The following is an 18,009-nucleotide window of genomic DNA, read 5'->3' as shown; positions in this document are numbered from 1 at the left end:
CCGGCCCTCATCTTTTGGATTGGTTGATCATCTTCTGGCCGATTGCGGCGTAGAATTCCCGTTGTTCGAGAGTGAGGCCAAACTCCGTGTCCAGCGCCAGCATGAGGTAGGCGTTTCCCAGGGTCTTTCGCGCCGTTTCAGGGTGACGCCGTCTCCAGGTCGGGCCTGATGCGGCGACGTCTTTCGCGCAGTTTAGGATGTGTCTGGCCCTGACGGTCGAGGAGTGGGTGGACAGAACTTTTCTTCTACCTTGCGCTGCTATTCGTGCCAGCCTTTCCGGGTCGGCCAGAGCTGTTCTGGCGATTTCCGCGGCTGCCGCCGGGTTGCCCCGCGGGTAGAGCAGAATGTCTTCGCCCTCAATGAACATTTCGCGCAGCCCGTTGCTCGTATCCTCCGTCAGCATGGCCGCGCCGCAGGCCATGGCTTCGAAAATGCGGAAGTTAAGTTCCCCGGCCGCACTCTGATTGAGCACTATTCTGCTGCGGTTGTAGACGGGCACGTAGTTTCCCTGGGTTACGAAGAGAGGATAGACGCGCTTGAAATGATCGAGAAATATTTTGCGCTCTCGGTTGATGGACCCGGTTACGGTCCCTACGAAGGAGGCCGGGATGTCCCGCTCCAGGCCAAGGTCCTTGTCCTTGAGCGGATTGCAGAACAGTGGCTGCCATTGCAGGTCGTTGCCGATATTGGCCTCCCTGAACCCAGGCAGGTAGTCCTTCTGGGCCAGCATCATGACGTCGAAGGCTGCACTGAACGGGGTGTGCCATGGGTTGCAATACTGATCGATGGAGTAGCCGATGGTGATGGCGGGCAGATTCTCGAAACCGAGCACGGATGGCGGCCTGCATATGTCCGCCCAGACAATCAGTTCGGGGCGGAAGTCCCGCTGGGCGAGCACGTTCAGGAGGTCGGACAGGGAGAGCGTGTGCGTTAGCTGGAGGTCACAACCGGAGAACGGGCCTAGCCAGAGAACCTCATGGCCGAGCTTGCGGAACGCGTTCACGAAATAGTGTCCGTCCAGGTTGAGTATACGCAAGGATAACCCCTTTGGATTTCAGCTATTGATACACGAATTGGGAGGGGAGAGGCAAGTGGGTGCTCTTGTCACGTGAAAGAAAAAATGTGCGACGGCCCTAAAGAATTTTCCTCATGCGCCGATAAAAAAGACGGGAAGGCACGACTGCCTCCCGGAGAATGCCATGGCACTGACCGATTTGGAAAAGAGTCTGCTCTATGATTATTCGCAGCAACTGCTTCAGCAGGATATGCTGACGAATCAGTTGTTTGCGTCCTCCAAGGTGGGGCAGGATCTGCGTTCATTGGTATTGGGGGAACCCGTTCGCGCGCAGACTTTCACCAACCCCTTTGAAGAGGCCATCAGCGGAACTCTCCGGTCCGACGCCCAATCCACCCGCCAGGCGAGCCGCAACGTGGGCGAGGCCGCGTCCATGATGGGCATCGCCAGCAGTTCCATGGCTACTATCGTGGATACTCTGGAGGAGATGGAGGATATGATCGCCGATATCGAGGCAGGCACTCTGGATGCCACCAGTTCTGTGGTGCAGGGTGACTTTGACGACCTTCGCGACAAGATTACTGGCCTCATTTCTTCCACGGATTACAACGGAATATATGTGTTGGACAGCAGCCAGTGGGGAACCGAGCAGATAACCTCGACAGGCGAGGTCCACATCCAGTCCAACGAGGGCGATGGCTTCAACATCAATTTTAACGCCGTGGACTCCGGTTCCGGCTCCGTGGACTGGGCGGATCTCAGCGGCGCGGCCCTGGACGGCTCCCTGGCTACGCAGAAAAGCTATGTGGACAACCTCAAGCAGTGGGCCAGCTCCATCGCGGACATTTACGATTCCAAGGAGGACTCGCTTGTCAGTCAACAGTTGCAGCTTGAGAGCCAGGCGCAGCTGCTGGATAACGCCGCACAGATGCGCAAGCCCTCCGACCCCGATTACTCCCTGGAAAAATTGTTGGCGGACCTAATCGTTAGAAACACCGGGACAATCATCGATACAGACGGCTGATCAGTTGGGTTTCTCCTTATCAACGAGCAGTGAATTCGGCCTTTTCTCTAAAAGGGCCTCAAGAGAATACAGGAAGGGGCTTGTCGTTTATCGACAAGCCCCTTGTCGTTGATTCCTGCATTATGATATCAAGATATTAGTAAACCATTTCATTTTGATCGGTGACAGCCAGAGTAAGGAGATTGAGACCATGGCTGATTTGAAGCGTTGGAGTCGGGATGAAATATCCCGCATGCGCAAGGAGATGGATCGGTTGTTCGACGACCTGTGCGTTGATTTCGATTTGCCGGCCATGTTTTGCCGTATGGCTGGCGACCTCGATCTCCGGGAAGAGGGGAATGCCCTGGTGGTCAGGCTGGAACTGGGAAATATCAACCCGGACAACGTGGACGTTTCCGTTTTCGAGCGCCGATTGATCATTTCCGTGAACAGTACGGCTCAGAACGGGAGCCGTATCGAGAATCATGTTTTTCGTAAGGAGATTAGGTTGCCCTGCATTGTCCAGCCCAAGGACGTCAATGCGGAGTTCAAGAATGGCGTCCTAGAGGTGCGCCTTCCCAAATGTCCGACCCAGATCGGCCAGCTTGTCAAAATAATCAGGAGATAGAGGGAGCCCGCCTATGCCCACCGCTAAAATGCCTACAGAAGTTCCTGTTGAAGACTTGAAGTGGAAGCTTGATTTCAAGACGGTAGGGTTCGAGACCACCGACGACCTTGAGCCGCAGACCGAGATCATCGGTCAGCAGCGGGGTGTCGAGGCCTTTCGTTTCGGTATGGGGATGATCAAGAAAGGGTACAATATCTTTGTGACCGGCCAGCCGGGAACCGGGCGGCTATCATCCGTTCGGAAACTCCTCAGCGAGATGGCAAACAAGAACGAGACACCGAACGACCTCTGTTACGTTAACAACTTCAAGCATCCAGAAGCACCTATTCTGCTGCGTTTCAAATACGGTGAAGGGAGCCGGTTTAAAAAGGATGTGCAGACATTTCTGGATGCGGTGAAGCGCGAGGCCCCCCAGCTTTTCGAGAGCGAGGCGTACATCGCCAGGAAAAATGAGATCGCCGAGGCCCATGAAAAGAAGATTCTGAGTTTTTACAAGGCTATCGAGGATCAGGTTAAGGACACCGGTTTGGTGGTCGTCCGCATGCAGATGGGGCCGATTCAGCGCCCCGACGTCCTGCCGCTGGTTGATGGTGAGCCAAAGCGTATGATCGAACTGGAGGAGATGGTCGGGAACGGGCGTTTCCCCAAGGACGAATTCGAGCGCTTGCGTGACAAGCGCCTTGAGCTCAAGGAGGAAATCGACACCATCGTGCAGGAACTCAAGGACTTGCAGAAGGAAGTCCGCAAAAAGCACGAAGAGGTTGATCGCCTCATGTTCACGGCCTTGGCTCAGGATTTCATCAAGCCTCTTCGGGAGGCGTATCCTGACGAAAAGGTTTTGAAGTACCTGGATAGCGTGTTGGAGAACATGGCTGATGATCTGGACAACATCAAGGCTCTGGGCGGTCCCCCCAAGCAGGGGCCCATCCCGGGCATGTTGTTCGCGGGGCCTTCGCCGGAAATGGTGTTTCAGCCCTATCAAGTCAATCTGCTTGTGGATAATACCGAGCTGGAAGGGCCGCCGGTCATTGTCGAGTCGTATCCCACCTATCGCAATCTGTTTGGCAGCATCGAAAGGGTGCAGGACCGCTCAGGCGGCTGGCATACCGATTACACCAAGATCAAGGCCGGGTCGTTCGTCAAGGCCAATGGCGGATACCTTGTCATCAATTTGATGGACGCCATTTTCGAGCCCGGAGTGTGGCAGACCCTCAAGCGTTCGCTCAAGACCGAGAAGATTGAGATCGAAACCTTCGACCCGTACTATTTTATCAGTGCCACCGGGTTGAAGCCCGAGCCTATTGCCATGCAGGTCAAGGTGGTGGTTTTAGGCAGCCCCTACCTGTATGCCATGCTCCGCCATTATGACGAGGACGTGCCGAAAATATTCAAGGTACGCGCCGACTACGAATCGAGCATGGATCTGACAGAGGACTCCGTTTTGCAGGTGGCCAGGTTCATCAAGGCCGAGGTGGAAAAACACGACTTGAAGCCGTTCGACGTGAGCGGAGTTTCCGCTGTGATGGAAGAAGCGGTCCGCTGGGCAGGACGGCAGGAAAAGATCTCTACGTCATTTCCGGCCATGGCCGATTTGTTGAGCGAGGCCGATTACTTTGCTTCGCGGAGCGGGGCCGGGACAGTAGGTGACGAGCACGTCAAGGAGGCGGTCGAGGCCAAGCGCTATCGCTCCAACCAGGTGGAGGAGCGGATTCAGGAGATGATCGACCGCGGCAGCCTGTTCGTCGATACGGATGGCGAAGTCGTTGGTCAGGTCAATGGTCTGGCCGTCTATTCGATGGGGGATTACGCATTTGGCAAACCCGCTCGCATAACCGCCGTCACTTCGCTCGGGAAGGAAGGAATAATAAACATCGAGCGTGAGGCGGACATGTCCGGCCCCACGCACAACAAGGGGATGCTTATTCTTTCCGGGTTCCTGAGGAGCAGGTTCGCGCAGGACAAGCCGTTGTCGCTTGCGGCCAGCATTGCCTTCGAGCAGTCGTACGGCGGCATAGACGGCGATTCGGCGTCTTCTACCGAGCTGTACGCGCTGTTGTCGAGCCTGTCGGGCAAGCCACTCCGTCAGGACGTGGCCGTCACCGGGTCCGTCAACCAGTATGGCGAGGTACAGCCCATAGGCGGGGTGAACCAGAAGATCGAAGGGTTCTATCTCTGCTGCAAGCATGCCGGACTGACCGGCAGGCAGGGCGTGATGATTCCGAAACCCAACGTCAAGGACCTGATGTTGCGTGACGAAGTGGTCGAGGCTGTCCGCGAGGGCAAGTTCCACATTTGGGCTGTGGAGAGCATCGATGAAGGCATCGAGATATTGACTGGTGCAAAGGCGGGAGTTCGCGGAAAGACCGGGAAATATCCCAAGAATTCCATTAATGCACTTGTGGATGACAAGCTCAGGAGTCTTGCCGATCAACTGATCGCCTTCGGAAAGGAAGACGAGAATGGGAAAAAGAAGGCTTCAGCGAAAAAGAAGGCTCCGGCCAAGAAAAAGTAACGCTTGCTTCGGGGAGTAGCTTCCTGAAGTGCCAAAATAAAAACGCCGTTCCCAGAGGAACGGCGTTTTCGATATATGGAGCTGCTGGGCGGGATTGAACCGCCTACCTCATCCTTACCAAGGATGCGCTCTACCGATTGAGCTACAGCAGCGTTTGGTCTGTTTTCGAAGAAATGGCAAGCCGAGTTTTTCATCGGCTCGCCGGGGTACTTCTTCGTTTGGTCGGGATGAGAGGATTTGAACCTCCGACCCCTTGAACCCCATTCAAGTGCGCTCCCAAGCTGCGCTACATCCCGACGCGAGGTGAGTAACTATCTGTGAGCGGGATTATTGTCAATCGTTTTTTGAGAAAAAAATTCAACTTGGTGTTTTTTGAAGTGGTTGCATGGTCACCACTCACCCTTTTCAGGGGTGGGGAGCACTGGGTATTATTCAAATTAGAGTAAGTTTATAATAGTTTTTTGTGGCGTTACCCTATAGTTAATAAACACGGAATGAGTGAACGGCATATTCCGGCATCAAGTAGACGTGTCCGTGTTCGCAAAAAAAAGAAATCCTCAATGAAGCGGGGGAAGTATTATGACTGATGATGTGTTGAAAGATATCAATCAATTTTTGACTTTCACCCTTGGCAAGGAAATCTTCGCTCTGGACATCGGAACGGTCCGTGAAGTTCTGGAATTGACTTCCATCACCAAAATTCCGCGTACCCCCGAGTTCATGCGCGGGGTCATCAACCTGCGCGGCCATGCGGTCCCCGTCGTGGACATGCGGCTCAAGCTCGGCATGTCCAAGGGCGAGGATACGGTGGACACCTGTATCATCATCGTAGAGATTGAATTCGACGGCGAATTCACCGTGATGGGCGCACTGGTCGATTCCGTTCGCGAGGTCTTCGAAATGACGCCGGATACCATCGAGCCTGCCCCGAAGATGGGTGCCGCCATCAATGCGGAATACATCAAGGGTATGGGCCGCCAGAACGAGCAGTTCATCATCATCATCGACATCAACAAGATCTTCTCTGCCGATGAGCTGGCCATGGCCAAGGAAATGGCCGGACTGGGCGGTGGAGCCGAGCAGATGCCCGCCGAGGACGCGTCCGCAGCCGTCATCACCCTGTAACTCGTTTACAGAAGCCATAAATAGGCCTCCGTCCCGCAGGGGATGGAGGCCTTTTCAATGGTATTGCATTCATGTTTGTCAGGGCATCTCATCCCAGTTTGCCATCTTGTCCCAGGTGATCTTTCCCTGGGTTTTTTTCTGCTTCCGGAGCAGGACATAGATTGCCCCGGCCCCGCCGTCCTTGGCCTGGGCCGTGCAAAAGGCCAGCACCACCCGTTTGAGCGGATCGCGTGTCAGCCAGCCTTCGGTCTCGCGCCGGAGCACCGACTGGCCGCCGGGGGAGTTGTGTCCCCGACCCGTAACCACCAGGACGCAACGGTGTCCCTGCATGTAGGATTCCCTGATGAAGAAGTGCAGACTGTCCCTTGCCTGGACAGATGTCATCCCGTGCAGGTCCAGATGGGCCTCCACGCTCAGAGCTCCTGCCTTGAGCTGTTGAAATGTCTTGATGTCGAGCCCTCGGACGTATCCGTACATGTACTCTTCGGTGTACTCCAATTCGAACTCGACCTCGCCTCGCAGGAAGCGTTGCAGGTCGTTTCTGGCTCTTTCCTCGGGGTCGACGCTAAGGGCCGTCGCGGCGGGCTGCTGGGCCGGGGTAACCTGGCGTCCGCCGCCTTCGAGGTTTTTGACTCCATGCATGGCCGCCATGAATAGTTCTTCGTCAGCTGGTTCGTTCCGCTCGGTTTCCGCTGCATCGGGTCGGGCCTTTTTCTCGTAGGGTAGGGTGTAGGCGTCGTCCTTGTCTTTTTTCAGCTTCAGGTCCTTGAGCTGGCTCAGGTTTTGTATCCTTTTTTTCTTGCCCATATCTTTTATCCTTAATTCGCCTGTTGCGTTTGGCTTGGGAATGCTTACTTACACGCTTGGCTGTTTGTTCGGCCAGGGAGTCCATCCTCCATGATTTTCTGGACTTCCAAGACAGGCTTCAGTAAGAGCCCTGTTTGCACCAAGATCCAAAGTGAGGAAACACATGCTGACCATTGAAGACTTGCATGTCAACATCGGCGATAAGACCGTCCTTAAGGGGATCAATCTCCAGATCAACGAGGGCGAAACATTCATTCTTTTCGGGCCAAACGGTTCCGGCAAGACCTCTCTGCTCATGACCTTGATGGGCTTTGCCGGTTACGATATTACCCAAGGCCGTATTACCTTCAAGGGTGAGGACATTACCTCAGCCCCCATGTATGAGCGCGCCAGGCTGGGCATCGGCATGTCATTCCAGCGCCCGCCGACCATTCATGGCCTGCGTACCCGCCACCTGGTGCAAATGTGCGCCCGAAAAGGGTCGGTCAACCCGGACGCTTTGGCCGAGATCGTCAACATGACCGACTTCCTCGATCGTGATATCAACGCGGGCTTCTCCGGCGGTGAAATCAAGCGTTCCGAGCTGCTCCAGCTCATGGCCCAGCAGCCGGACCTGGTGCTCTTTGATGAGCCCGAATCAGGCGTGGACATGGAAAATATGCAGCTTGTGGGCAAGGTCGCCCGCCATGTGCTTGATGGCAACTATCATGCAAATATGGATTTGAGTCTCAAGGAGCGCAAAGAGCGCATCAACACCTCCGGGCTCATCATCACCCACACGGGATATATTCTGGATTACGTCAACGCCGACCGCGGTCAGGTCCTGTTTAACGGACATCTCTGCTGCGAAGGGCGTCCCCGCGATATCCTCGATCACATCCGCGAGCACGGCTATCAAGAGTGCGTGCGCTGCATGAATTAGTCACATGCATGGAGTAACCTATGAGTAACGTTGATCTTTCCGATTTCAAATTTGATGGCCTGAAGCAGGATGCCCTGACCGACCTTACGGCCTTGTCCCAGGAGGACAAGGACCAACTCCTCATGGCGGGCGTGGTTTCCGACCTTTCCACCCGTTCCGCCACATACCTGCAGATGGACCAGTCTTCGGTGCATTGTAAGTCCATGGACGAGAATGTCGAGATCATGGACATCAAAGAGGCCATCGAGAAGTACGACGGCCTCACCGAGTACCTCTGGACGCTCGTGGACAAGGACAAGGACGAGTATACCCGTTCCGCCTACGATAATCTTCACGGTGGCTATTTCATTCGCGTCAAGGCCGGGGCCAAGATCAAGGACCCGATCCAGTCCTGTCTCATGCTCAAGTCCGAGAACGTGGGCCAGAACGTCCATAACCTCGTGATCATCGAGGAAGGTGCCGAGGCGCACATCATTACCGGCTGTTCCGTGGCACACGGCACCAAGGCCGGGGCGCATCTCGGTATCTCCGAGTTTTTCGTCGAGAAGGACGCCTCCCTCACCTTCACCATGGTGCACAACTGGGGCGAGGACGTGGCTGTGCGTCCGCGCTCCGCCGGGGTGGTCAAGGAAGGGGGCAAGTTCCTCTCCAACTACGTACTGATGAAGCCCGTCAAGGACCTTCAGATGTACCCGAGCATCACCATGGCCGGGGAAAACTCCGTAGCAAGGTTCAATTCCGTTATCGTGGCCACCGAGGGCTCCCATCTCGACATGGGCAATCGCGTAATCATGGATGCGCCCAACACGCGATGTGAGATCATCGCCCGGACCATCTCCACCGGTGGGACCATCATCAACCGGGGTCACATCGGCGCCCACCATGTCCCGAGCAAGGGGCACCTGGAATGTCAGGGGCTCATCCTCGGCGAAGGCCGCATCTGGGCCATCCCCGAACTGGACGGCACCCTCGAAGGCGTGGAGTTGTCTCATGAGGCCTCGGTCGGCAAGATCGCTCAGGAAGAGATTGAATATCTCATGGCGCGCGGCATGGACGAGGACGAAGCGACCTCAACCATCGTGCGCGGCTTCCTCAATACCGACATCATGGGATTGCCTGAGAAGCTCCAGGTAGCCATTGATCGCCAGATTGAGGAGTTGCAGTCCTCTGATGCCATGTAACCGACCCTATCATGTGAAGTTAACGGGCGGAGCTTTCGGGCTCCGTCTTTTTTTGTCCATTTACTGATAGAGAAATAGGGCTTGAAGTATCCTGATGCCCGTATTAAGCAAATTGGTTACGTAGAAACAGTCCGCAAGGAGAATGCCGTTGTCCCTGTCGAAAAAGGAAAAAATACTGATTGCCGCCCAGGAGCTTTTTGCCCGGTATGGTTATGCCGGCACCACTATGAAGATGGTCGCCGAACAGGCCAACGTGGCGTCTGGTTTGGTTTTTCACTATTTTGACAGTAAGGAGAACCTGTTCATGGTCGCGGGAAGCGAGTTGGTGGACACCATGATCATGGTTTTGCGGGACAAAATAGCCGATTGTCGCAATGGCTACGAGGCCATGGGGACCTTTGTCAGGGCATACCTGGATTTCACCGTTAGCAATGAGAAGACTTTTCCCACACTGATTCGTTGTTCTCCTTTCAGTGATGACAATCCCGATCTAGACCGTAAGAAGATTGGTGCCAAGTTTAGGCAGTTGATTGATATAATTGAAGAAATATTGAGAAGTGGCATAGAGGACGGATCCATTGTAGACCTGCCCGTCACGCAGACAGCCTTCATGGTCTACGGCAATATCGTCGGCGCGGTCCGCACACGTTTTTTGACTCCCTATGACGTCCACGGACTGTATGACGAGGCTTGCGATTTCGTTCTGCGGAGTGTCGGGTCTTCCGCTTCGCTCAATTCCTGATCGTTTTTGAAGTATGCCTGGATATCAGGGACATCTGCTGGGGGGACTGTTCTTCGCCGTCATGGGGTTGGTCGGCGCGGTGTTGCTCGGATGGTTTGTCTTCGATCCTCTGACCGCAGCCGGTCTGATCGGTTTTTGCTTGTTGGGGGCTCTTTTCCCTGATGTAGACACTGATTCCAAGGGCCAGAATCTCTATTATTCCGTTTTCGCCATGGTTGATCTCGGGTTGATCATTCAAAAACAGTATATCTGGTCGGCATGGTTGGGGCTTTTTGCCATGTTGCCCGCCATCGGATCACACCGAGGATGGACCCACACATGGTGGGCCATGCTGGTGGTGCCCTTGCCCATACTGCTTGTCCCGGCTGCCATGCTCGGGTTTCCCCAAGCTAATATTTTTGTTCCCTATTATGTGGCATTTGCCACGGGATACTTCTCCCATCTCCTGCTGGACGGCGAGTTTCGGTAATGATTCAGGAAAGCAGGCTGCTGTAGAGGGCCATGTACTTATCGGCCATGACCTTGTCCGTGAAACGGGCCACGGTTTCCGAGCCGTTTGCAGCCAACTGTCCGGCGAGTGCCGGATCCGAGGCCAGGCGGACGATGCAAGCCGCCAGTTCCCGGGCGTCGCGATTGCCGAATACCAGGCCGTCGTGTTCGTGAGTGACCAATTCCAGGTTGGAGGGGAGATCGGAGGAGATCACCGGCGTGCCTGACGCCCAGCCCTCCTTGATCACGCCGTTGGACCCCTCGCCATCCACCGAAGGCACGGTGAGAATATCGATTTCCGGCAGTACCTCGCGGCTGTCCCTGTAGCCGAGAAAGAGGATGGAGCGGGAGATTCCCTGCTGGTCAGCCCTGTCTTTGAGTTGTTGCAGGAGCGGTCCGTCGCCAGCTATCAGGCACTGCCAGTCCGGTATGCATTCCTCATCGCGGAGGATGGCCAGTGCATCGATGAGGACCTCGAATCCTTTCTGAGAGCTCAGGGCTCCCACTGCACCGATGGTCAGCAGAGGGCCGTGGCGTTTTTCCGTGGTATAGCGCTCCACGTCGATGCCGCTGTGAATGGTGGACGTCCGTTCTTTTGGAATGCCGCCTTCCACCAGGACTTCCTGAATTTCCCGGCTGACCGCCACCAGGGCGTCGCCAGCCATGTATTTTTTTCTGGAGCGAGCCTTGAGGGGATAGGATACTCGCCTGCTGTGCACCAGTTTGAACTCACCCAGCCAGCCCTTGGCGAGAGCGGCGAGGGTAGCGCCTTTGGCGTCGTTAGTGTGGATGATGTCCGGCTGCTGGGTGGCAACGATTCGAAAAAAACTGAAAATATTCAGCGGGTTCAGGTCGCTTGCAGAGGGCAGCGCTATATGCGGTATGCCTTCTTCTTCAAGCAGGGCACGCAATGGCGCTTTGCCCGGCAGGGCCACGAGAGGGTCAAAGCCGGGCGTTCGGTGCAGTCGACGGGCCAGATAATAGACCTGGCGCTGTCCGCCACGAAGTTTTTTTCCTAAGTCCAGAAGCAGTATCTTCAATTGAGAATCCAGTTAATTCAATGCGTCGCGTGTTATCGCGGCCATGTCTTCAAGGCTGGGGCAAAGGATGAAACCCGCTTTGCGCATGGTTGCCAGCTTGTGGTCGATGCCCCCTCCATTTTCGAGAATGGCTCCGGCATGGCCTAGCCGTTTGCCAGGAGGGGCTGTCTGACCGGCGATGAATGAGATGACCGGTTTGTCGAAGCCGGTCGCCGCGACGTATTCAGCCAGATTCTCTTCGGCCTGTCCACCGATTTCACCGAGAACGACCACGGCCCGTGTTTTATTGTGATTGCGAATCATTTCAAACAGGTCAGCGAAACTCGTGCCTATGAACGGGTCTCCGCCGATCCCTACGCATATGGATTGGCCGATTCCGGCGGCGCTCAACCGGGCCGCCACCTCGTATGTCAGGGTCCCGCTACGGGAGAGGATCGCGACCGGCCCGGGTGTGAATGGCGAGGCCGGGAGGATGCCTATCTTCGTCTGTTCCGGGATGATGATTCCCGGTGTGTTCGGGCCGACTATTCGCGTTGGGGAGTTTTCGGCCTGTTTTAAAGCGGCTAACATATCATGCTGCGGGATGCCCTCGGTTATGCAGGCTGCCCAAGGAATTTCATTGGCCGCGGCTTCAAGGATTGCGTCTGCGGCCATGGGCGGTGGTACGAAAATGATGGAGACGCCGATGTCATGATTCCGTTTGGCCTCGGCGATGGAGTTGTAAACCGGGATGCCGAGCGTCTTCATGCCGCCCTTGAACGGAGTGACGCCGGCCACGATGTTGGTTCCGTATTCCAGCATCAATTGTGTATGGAGCTGGCCGATCTTGCCCGTTATGCCCTGGACAAGGACCGGTGTATCCCGGTCAATGCCGAATGTTTGATCGGATCGATAGCCTGTCTTGGCCGGTCTGCTACAGGGTTTGGGTAATTCCGGTACCGGGAATTCGATTGCTGCGGCCGTGGCCGGTTTGAGGGTGTCGAGGATGGAAATGGCTGATTGCATATCTTTCGCCACATGGACATTGGCCACGTCAAGTTCCTTGAGAACAGCCAGTCCTCCTTCAGCGTCCTTGCCTGCCATGCGGACCACTACGGGTTTGGGCGGTGCTTCGCCGCCCAGCGCTCCCTCCAGTGCCCGGGCCACCTTCTCACATGAGAGTATCCCGCCGAAAAGATTTATGAAGATGGCTTTTGCCTTGTCGTCACCAAAGAGCAGGTCCATGGCCGTGCGCATCCGCTGCTGGTCGGCGGCTCCTCCTAAGTCGAGGAAATTGGCGGCGGGAAGGCCGGAAAAGTTGAGCAGGTCCATGGTGGCCATGGCCAGGCCGGCTCCATTGACCATGAGTCCCACCCAGCCCGGCAGCTTGACGAAGGAAAGGCCTGCTTCGCGGGCTGCGTTTTCCTCTTGGGTCGCGTGTTCGGGCTGATAATATGCTTCTGCCTCTGGGTGGATCTCGGCATAGTTGTCGTCGATTTCCACCTTGCCGTCCAGGGCGAGAAGAGTACCCTGGTTGGTGATGACAAGCGGATTGATTTCCGCCAGAAGCAGGCCGGAATCGAGCATGGCGGCAAAAAGGTTTTGCAGTAGCTCTGCAAAGGGCTTGAAGTACTCCTTTTCTAGTCCCATGTGGAAGAACGCCGCCCGGACCTGATGCGCAGCCAGTCCGTTGGGAAGATGGATTTCCTGTATCAACAGATTGTCCCTGCCGAGGTTTTCGATTTCAATTCCTCCGCTCCGTCCGGCAGTGAGCAGGATGCATCGGCGTTCACGGGAGACGGTTAGGGAGAGGTAGAATTCGTGCCGGATGTCTGCAGCCGGCTCCACGCGGATGAAGGGCACTTCGTTCCTATTGATTTTCAAAGCAAACAGCTTTCTGGCGACAGGCCCCAGTTCTGCAGCGTTGACCACCCGCTGGATGCCGCCCGCCTTGCCTCGACCGCCGGTGAGCACCTGAGATTTCAGGAACCAGGGCAAGGGAAAGTCTGGCCGAGCACTGTCCTCATCGCCTGGATGTATTTCGATGCCGGGAGGAACGGGGATGTTGGCTTTGGAGAATAGTAGTTTGCTCTTATGTTCGTTCAGCAGCATGACTCGCTCATGGGGTTGGGGTGTCGGATTCCTGCCGGACTTGAAGTTCCGGCGCGCTGTTGTTGCCGTTAAAAAGAATCGGAGGTACATTAAGACATTATGGATAAATCCGCCAGGAGTTCCCATGTCTGATTTGAAGGATTTCGCCGATCAATTGCAGCAGGATGTGGTCGCGGATATGGCCGAGTCCTACTTCGGGCATAGAAAGGACTTGGACAACATGATCGAGGGCTTTCAGCTGATGGTGGAGGACTTCCGCAAGATCGGTCCCAAACTCTCCCTGGCAGCGGCCCGTCTGCATGCGCTTCTATTGGACCGCACTACCGCACGGAATTTCTACATTGCTCTGGATATCCTTCCCTCATGTATTCCTTTTCCGGAAGGAGAGGTCGTGCCTTTTCTTGAATCGATACCGTTCGCCCTGACCGTACGCGGGCGTTATGAACGGTGTGTTTGCATGGCTTATGAAAGATTTCAGAAGATCGCGGACGAATATCTGAATGGTCGATACTATCCCGATCCCGATCAGACGGGGCGCAAGCGCCTCACCGTGCATTATATCCGCCTCAAGGCTTTGGCAGAGCACATCAATGAAAAAGTCGACCAAGTCAATCGGGTCATGTCACCCAGTGAGACCCTGCGCTACGTCAAGGCCATGGACCCGGAATTGGCTGAAAAGGAACTTTTCATCGGTGAATCCTGCCGTCTGGATGAATGCAGCCTGGACGAGGATCTAAAATTCAAACCATTGGATTTCGATGGGTTGGGTTTGCCGGTCGTGCAGGACCTTCCCCGTCTTGCCGAGGTGAAGCCTGCGATACGCGATTTTTGCTGGCAGATGTTTCCCGGCAGAGTTGACGAGGTTCGGTCCGTACTACAGCGTATGCTTGTTGGGAGCGAATGACGTGTTTTTTAAATCAGGTCGAGGTTGCGTAACTCCTCATGCAGCTTTGTATTGATTTCCGCCTTGTGGATATACGCGTCGGCGTCATTGTGGAAGAAGGCCTTGCTGACGTTGGAGATGTCCTTATGGCTCGTAAGCATGATCAATTTGAAAGAATTCACCGGTGAAACATCTTGTCGGCGTTCGATTTCACGCATGCGCTCCACCACGGCGTGACCATCCATTTCCGGCATGCCGATGTCCATGAATACTACGGAAAACGGGGCTTTCTCCCGGAGGTGGTATTCAAACTGTAAGAGCGCGTCCTCCCCGGACAGAACTACGACGCACTGGGCAGTATTTTCAAGGCGTTTGGCGACGAGAAGGGCGAATCGCTCATCGTCATCCACTATGAGAAAGCGTCTTTGAGTTGGGATCAACGGTTTCATTTGGCTTCATCGGCACTGAGTTGATCTAAAATCGTCTTCAAGGTTTCAGACACCTCGCTTTCGGCTACCTGACAGGTCCCGACCATGCGGTGCCCACCGCCACCAAGCGAGAGCATGAGCTTGCCGATGTTTGTTTTGCATGTTCTGTTCGTAATGGAATGTCCTACGGTAAAGACGACGTTTTGCTTCTTGAATCCCCAGATGACCCGGATGGATACGTTGCAGTCGGGGAAGAGGGTGTAGATCATGAAGCGGTTGCCACAGTAAATCCTGTCCAGTCTGCGAAGATCCATGACCATGGCGTTGCCGTACAACTTTGTGTTTTCCTTGAGCATGTTGATGTAGGCGTCCTTGTCCTGCCTGTAGCGCTCGATTCGCTCCTGCACGTCGGGAAGGGCCATTATCTCGTCTGCCGTGTAGATGCGGCAGTATTCGATCATGTCGAGCATGAGCTGGTAGTTGGAAATGCGGTAGTCGCGGTAGCGTCCAAGGCCGGTCCTCGGGTCCATGATATACCCGAGCATTATCCACCCTTCCGGGTCTGTGATATCGCTTATGGTCAGGTCAGCGGAGTCGACTTTATCCACGGCCGTCAGCATAGGGTTGAAGCTCTCAGGAAATTTGTCCGCCCCATAGTATTCATAGATGACCCTTGCACAACTGAGCAACGGCTTCGAGGCCCCCTCGAACTGTATCTCGCCCAGTCGTTCCATCTCACTTTGATGGTGGTCGAACCAGAGTCCGCACCCCTCTACGTATGGGACATTGGCAAGGACGTCTTTGCTGGTGACCTCTACCTTGCCGTCCTGAAGATCCTTGGGGTGAGCGAAAAGATAATCGTCAATTATGCCGAGGTGTTTGAGTAAGGTGGCGCAAGCCAATCCATCAAAGTCGGATCTCGTGACGAGGCGCATGTGGCAACTCCGGGGGTAAGCGTGTTTTTATAACGGTTTCGATAAACCTAACAGCGCACAATTGTTTTTCAATTATAATACGCGCGGAATTCCTGTCAAAAAAAAGTTGTTACCGCTTCTTGCTTCTCCCGAGCACTGCCGCACGGAGTTCACGCAGGATCTGGCCGGACTTGCTGCCAAGGTTTCTCGATTCAGGTGGAAGAGATACTGCAAGTATGGATTCCAGATCAGTCTTGGCCTGCGAAAGAAGATCGACCCCCGTATCGGCCACGATCAGGGCGAACAGGGGAGCTACGGTACGAGAGAGATGGAGATCCATGAGCAGATCTACACGGGTGCCGGGGCGGAGTTCCTCATATCTGGCGGCGGTCATGTGCCATTGGGCCGCCTTTATGCCAGCCGTGACGTGCGCATTGGACAGGCGGATGCGCTTGGCAAGTGACTCGGCCGGTCCGATGCCTCGCTTGTCGTGCCCATGGTGTCGCGGGAGGAATTTCGGATCGGATAGCATTTTCCCCAGGTCATGGCAGAGTCCCATCCAAACGGCGATTTCGTCTCCGGCCAGCCTGTCCATGATCCGACAGGTATGGCCGATGACGTGTGTGTCGTGGTATGCGGGCGGACCCGCCGGAATGGTCATGCCCCCCTGGAATTCCCGGAACCACGGCGACAGGCAACGTGTTTCCGCCAGAAGTTGAAGGAAATTACCCGGTTTAGGAGAGTTGAGAGCCTTGATGGTCTCCTGTCCCACGCGGTCCGGGGCGATGGTCTCCAGAAGTCCGGCCTCGGCTACTGCGGACATGGCGGCTCGCAACTCCGGGTGGGGAGTGAAGTCCGGGAATCTGGCCCAGAACCTTGCGGCGCGGAAAACCCTGAGTGGGTCCGAAGTAAGGGAATCGGGAGCGGCCGGTCTGAGAACTCGGTTCACAAGGTCGTCAAGCGCTTGAGGATGAGCGATCAATTCCCCGTCCTCATCCAGGAGCATCGCATTGACAGTAAGGTCTCTGGACTTTATTTCTTCTTCAAGTGTCTCGGCCCGGGGGAAGGAGAATTCCATCCTTTCCAAAAGGTACACCGGAAAGGTGTGGCCGACCTCCCGAGCCGCAGGAAAGCGCGCTTCGAATTCTTGCCGGGTCGTGTCCGTCACGAGGTAGTCGCGGTCCTTGATGGGCTTGCCGAGAAGTATGTCGCGGACAGCGCCGCCAGCCAGATAGACTTTCATTTCCTTAATCAATATCACAAGGTAACTCATGCTGCCACCTGGAATTTTTCTATGGGAACCCGAGGATGAAGCCTTGCCCGGAGGGGCTTCTCTTGAGAATTCCGGCCCTCTAACCCAAAATTGGGAAGAAGGGCTGGCTCTATGCGGAGAATGGGCTGATCCTCTTGAGATGCCAGGAATTGGGCGGTTTCGCCAAGCCTCAAAAGAGTGCGAAACCACTATCGTCATAGTGGGCCGCTGCTTCTCAACCATGGAGGCAGCCCGTCTTCTGTACGAGCAGGGCGCCGTAGGTGAGTGGGGTTCGGTTGTCGCCCTTACACAGACCGGTGGACGTGGCCAATTGCGTCGTCCCTGGTCATCGCCTCCGGGGAATTTGTTCGCTTCGGTGGTTTTGCCCAAAGCTCCGACCGAAAGTGAATGGTCTACTGCCTACGGGAAATTGCTTCCGCTATTGTGCGGTTACATGATTGCAGAAATCCTCGGGGAACAGGGGGCGCAGCTTGAGGTGAAATGGCCCAACGACCTCCTTCAGAACGACAGGAAGGTCGGAGGGATGCTTATTGAAAGCAAAAAAGAAGTGGATATTCTTGGGTTGGGCATAAATCTTATCGAGTCACCGTCTGACTCCTTGATGCGAGAAGATCGTTCGGTCCCAGCCGGAATTATGCAAACGGGGAGAGGTGTGCCCACCACCGTGGGAATGTGGCATACGCTTGTGAACCGGTGGAAAAAGATGTATATAGTCTTGCTCGGCGAGTTGAAGCCTCCCCAGTTTGTTTCGGCTATGCTCCCCCGACTGGCCTGGTTGGGGCGCCGCATTCTGGTTCACGAGAGAGAGGGTCTATCATTTCAAGCCGAAATAATTGGCATTTCGCCAGAAGGCGGACTTGTTGTACGCCGTCCGGAAGGAGAAGGGGTTCTCTTCTCCGGTTCCATTATTCCTCTGTAGAATATCAAGTGGCAGAGAACAGCGGAATAAATTTTTC

At 55.2% G+C, this 18,009-nt stretch carries 17 protein-coding genes and 2 tRNA genes; 10 read left to right on the top strand and 9 right to left on the bottom strand.

Translation table 11 applies throughout. The annotated features are described in order from the left end of the window. Window positions 1–7: 7 nt before the first annotated feature. Window positions 8–1,036 (bottom strand): glycosyltransferase family protein, encoded by a 1,029-nt coding sequence (locus GM415_RS14765; protein WP_158949508.1) that lies wholly within the window; start codon window positions 1,034–1,036, stop codon window positions 8–10. Window positions 1,037–1,199: 163 nt separating this feature from the next. On the opposite strand from GM415_RS14765, the gene GM415_RS14760 reads away from it, so the two are divergent. The 3 genes from GM415_RS14760 to GM415_RS14750 all read left to right on the top strand — a co-directional run bounded on the left by GM415_RS14760 (window position 1,200) and on the right by GM415_RS14750 (window position 5,158). Then, window positions 1,200–2,039, top strand: a complete 840-nt coding sequence (locus GM415_RS14760; RefSeq protein ID WP_158949506.1) for a flagellin — start codon at window positions 1,200–1,202, stop codon at window positions 2,037–2,039. A gap of 190 nt (window positions 2,040–2,229) precedes the next feature. After that, window positions 2,230–2,646 carry an Hsp20/alpha crystallin family protein gene (locus tag GM415_RS14755; protein ID WP_158949504.1) on the top strand — a complete coding sequence of 139 codons (417 nt, stop codon included), beginning with the start codon at window positions 2,230–2,232 and terminating at the stop codon, window positions 2,644–2,646. A 13-nt stretch (window positions 2,647–2,659) separates the two neighbouring features. Then, on the top strand, window positions 2,660–5,158 hold the full coding sequence (locus GM415_RS14750; protein WP_158949502.1) for a Lon protease family protein: 2,499 nt from the start codon (window positions 2,660–2,662) through the stop codon (window positions 5,156–5,158). 76 nt (window positions 5,159–5,234) lie between these two features. Here GM415_RS14750 and GM415_RS14745 read toward each other — a convergent pair. Together GM415_RS14745 and GM415_RS14740 are read right to left on the bottom strand one after the other, a co-directional pair. Next, window positions 5,235–5,310: transfer RNA gene (locus GM415_RS14745), tRNA-Thr, on the bottom strand. A gap of 67 nt (window positions 5,311–5,377) precedes the next feature. Then, window positions 5,378–5,454: transfer RNA gene (locus GM415_RS14740), tRNA-Pro, on the bottom strand. 283 nt (window positions 5,455–5,737) lie between these two features. On the opposite strand from GM415_RS14740, the gene GM415_RS14735 reads away from it, so the two are divergent. Then, a complete protein-coding gene (locus GM415_RS14735) occupies window positions 5,738–6,283 on the top strand; it encodes a chemotaxis protein CheW (protein WP_158949500.1) in 546 nt (181 codons plus the stop codon). Window positions 6,284–6,361: 78 nt separating this feature from the next. Here the strand turns inward: GM415_RS14735 and GM415_RS14730 are convergent, their stop codons facing one another. Then, the gene (locus GM415_RS14730) at window positions 6,362–7,090 is read right to left on the bottom strand and encodes a Smr/MutS family protein (protein WP_158949498.1); all 729 of its coding nucleotides are present in this window, start codon (window positions 7,088–7,090) and stop codon (window positions 6,362–6,364) included. Window positions 7,091–7,253: 163 nt separating this feature from the next. On the opposite strand from GM415_RS14730, the gene GM415_RS14725 reads away from it, so the two are divergent. From GM415_RS14725 to GM415_RS14710, 4 genes are all read left to right on the top strand, one after another. Then, window positions 7,254–8,012 (top strand): ABC transporter ATP-binding protein, encoded by a 759-nt coding sequence (locus GM415_RS14725; RefSeq protein ID WP_158949496.1) that lies wholly within the window; start codon window positions 7,254–7,256, stop codon window positions 8,010–8,012. 20 nt (window positions 8,013–8,032) lie between these two features. Then, the gene (locus tag GM415_RS14720; protein ID WP_158949494.1) at window positions 8,033–9,193 is read left to right on the top strand and encodes a SufB/SufD family protein; all 1,161 of its coding nucleotides are present in this window, start codon (window positions 8,033–8,035) and stop codon (window positions 9,191–9,193) included. A 154-nt stretch (window positions 9,194–9,347) separates the two neighbouring features. Next, a complete protein-coding gene (locus GM415_RS14715; RefSeq protein WP_158950963.1) occupies window positions 9,348–9,935 on the top strand; it encodes a TetR/AcrR family transcriptional regulator in 588 nt (195 codons plus the stop codon). Window positions 9,936–9,948: 13 nt separating this feature from the next. Further along, window positions 9,949–10,404 (top strand): metal-dependent hydrolase, encoded by a 456-nt coding sequence (locus GM415_RS14710; RefSeq protein ID WP_158949492.1) that lies wholly within the window; start codon window positions 9,949–9,951, stop codon window positions 10,402–10,404. A 4-nt stretch (window positions 10,405–10,408) separates the two neighbouring features. On the opposite strand, the gene GM415_RS14705 is transcribed toward GM415_RS14710, so the two are convergent. Further along, the gene (locus tag GM415_RS14705) at window positions 10,409–11,464 is read right to left on the bottom strand and encodes a glycosyltransferase family 4 protein (RefSeq protein ID WP_158949490.1); all 1,056 of its coding nucleotides are present in this window, start codon (window positions 11,462–11,464) and stop codon (window positions 10,409–10,411) included. 12 nt (window positions 11,465–11,476) lie between these two features. Further along, on the bottom strand, window positions 11,477–13,555 hold the full coding sequence (gene sucD / locus GM415_RS14700; RefSeq protein ID WP_158949488.1) for a succinate--CoA ligase subunit alpha: 2,079 nt from the start codon (window positions 13,553–13,555) through the stop codon (window positions 11,477–11,479). Window positions 13,556–13,679: 124 nt separating this feature from the next. On the opposite strand from sucD, the gene GM415_RS14695 reads away from it, so the two are divergent. Further along, window positions 13,680–14,459: a hypothetical protein gene (locus GM415_RS14695; RefSeq protein WP_158949486.1), complete on the top strand. Its 780-nt coding sequence runs from the start codon at window positions 13,680–13,682 to the stop codon at window positions 14,457–14,459. Window positions 14,460–14,467: 8 nt separating this feature from the next. Here GM415_RS14695 and GM415_RS14690 read toward each other — a convergent pair whose 3' ends face one another. The 3 genes from GM415_RS14690 to GM415_RS14680 all read right to left on the bottom strand — a co-directional run bounded on the left by GM415_RS14690 (window position 14,468) and on the right by GM415_RS14680 (window position 17,053). After that, a complete protein-coding gene (locus GM415_RS14690; RefSeq protein ID WP_158949484.1) occupies window positions 14,468–14,887 on the bottom strand; it encodes a response regulator in 420 nt (139 codons plus the stop codon). Continuing rightward, a complete protein-coding gene (locus GM415_RS14685) occupies window positions 14,884–15,801 on the bottom strand; it encodes a DHH family phosphoesterase (protein WP_158949468.1) in 918 nt (305 codons plus the stop codon). Before GM415_RS14685 ends, GM415_RS14690 begins: the two co-directional genes overlap by 4 nt. A 109-nt stretch (window positions 15,802–15,910) precedes the next feature. Continuing rightward, window positions 15,911–17,053 (bottom strand): tRNA nucleotidyltransferase/poly(A) polymerase-related protein, encoded by a 1,143-nt coding sequence (locus GM415_RS14680; RefSeq protein WP_242012263.1) that lies wholly within the window; start codon window positions 17,051–17,053, stop codon window positions 15,911–15,913. On the opposite strand from GM415_RS14680, the gene GM415_RS14675 reads away from it, so the two are divergent. Beyond that, window positions 17,052–17,972, top strand: coding sequence for a biotin--[acetyl-CoA-carboxylase] ligase (locus GM415_RS14675; protein WP_158949467.1), 921 nt, complete (start codon window positions 17,052–17,054; stop codon window positions 17,970–17,972). The genes GM415_RS14680 and GM415_RS14675 overlap by 2 nt on opposite strands. Window positions 17,973–18,009: the final 37 nt, after the last annotated feature.

The sequence above is a fragment of the Pseudodesulfovibrio cashew genome (assembly GCF_009762795.1).
Taxonomy (GTDB): Bacteria; Desulfobacterota; Desulfovibrionia; order Desulfovibrionales; family Desulfovibrionaceae; genus Pseudodesulfovibrio; species Pseudodesulfovibrio cashew.
The sequence above is the reverse complement of the archived record's forward strand: the minus strand, read 5'-3'. Positions and strand labels throughout refer to the sequence as shown.

Excerpts from the sequence above, each read along its gene's own strand:
- GM415_RS14760 (WP_158949506.1), top strand. The coding sequence starts at position 1,200 with ATGGCACTGACCGATTTGGAAAAGAGTCTGCTCTATGATTATTCGCAG.
- GM415_RS14690 (WP_158949484.1), bottom strand. The coding sequence starts at position 14,887 with ATGAAACCGTTGATCCCAACTCAAAGACGCTTTCTCATAGTGGATGAC.
- GM415_RS14750 (WP_158949502.1), top strand. The coding sequence starts at position 2,660 with ATGCCCACCGCTAAAATGCCTACAGAAGTTCCTGTTGAAGACTTGAAG.
- sucD (WP_158949488.1), bottom strand. The coding sequence starts at position 13,555 with ATGCTGCTGAACGAACATAAGAGCAAACTACTATTCTCCAAAGCCAAC.
- GM415_RS14725 (WP_158949496.1), top strand. The coding sequence starts at position 7,254 with ATGCTGACCATTGAAGACTTGCATGTCAACATCGGCGATAAGACCGTC.
- GM415_RS14730 (WP_158949498.1), bottom strand. The coding sequence starts at position 7,090 with ATGGGCAAGAAAAAAAGGATACAAAACCTGAGCCAGCTCAAGGACCTG.
- GM415_RS14755 (WP_158949504.1), top strand. The coding sequence starts at position 2,230 with ATGGCTGATTTGAAGCGTTGGAGTCGGGATGAAATATCCCGCATGCGC.
- GM415_RS14685 (WP_158949468.1), bottom strand. The coding sequence starts at position 15,801 with ATGCGCCTCGTCACGAGATCCGACTTTGATGGATTGGCTTGCGCCACC.
- GM415_RS14710 (WP_158949492.1), top strand. The coding sequence starts at position 9,949 with ATGCCTGGATATCAGGGACATCTGCTGGGGGGACTGTTCTTCGCCGTC.
- GM415_RS14720 (WP_158949494.1), top strand. The coding sequence starts at position 8,033 with ATGAGTAACGTTGATCTTTCCGATTTCAAATTTGATGGCCTGAAGCAG.
- GM415_RS14680 (WP_242012263.1), bottom strand. The coding sequence starts at position 17,053 with ATGAGTTACCTTGTGATATTGATTAAGGAAATGAAAGTCTATCTGGCT.
- GM415_RS14735 (WP_158949500.1), top strand. The coding sequence starts at position 5,738 with ATGACTGATGATGTGTTGAAAGATATCAATCAATTTTTGACTTTCACC.
- GM415_RS14695 (WP_158949486.1), top strand. The coding sequence starts at position 13,680 with ATGTCTGATTTGAAGGATTTCGCCGATCAATTGCAGCAGGATGTGGTC.
- GM415_RS14675 (WP_158949467.1), top strand. The coding sequence starts at position 17,052 with ATGCTGCCACCTGGAATTTTTCTATGGGAACCCGAGGATGAAGCCTTG.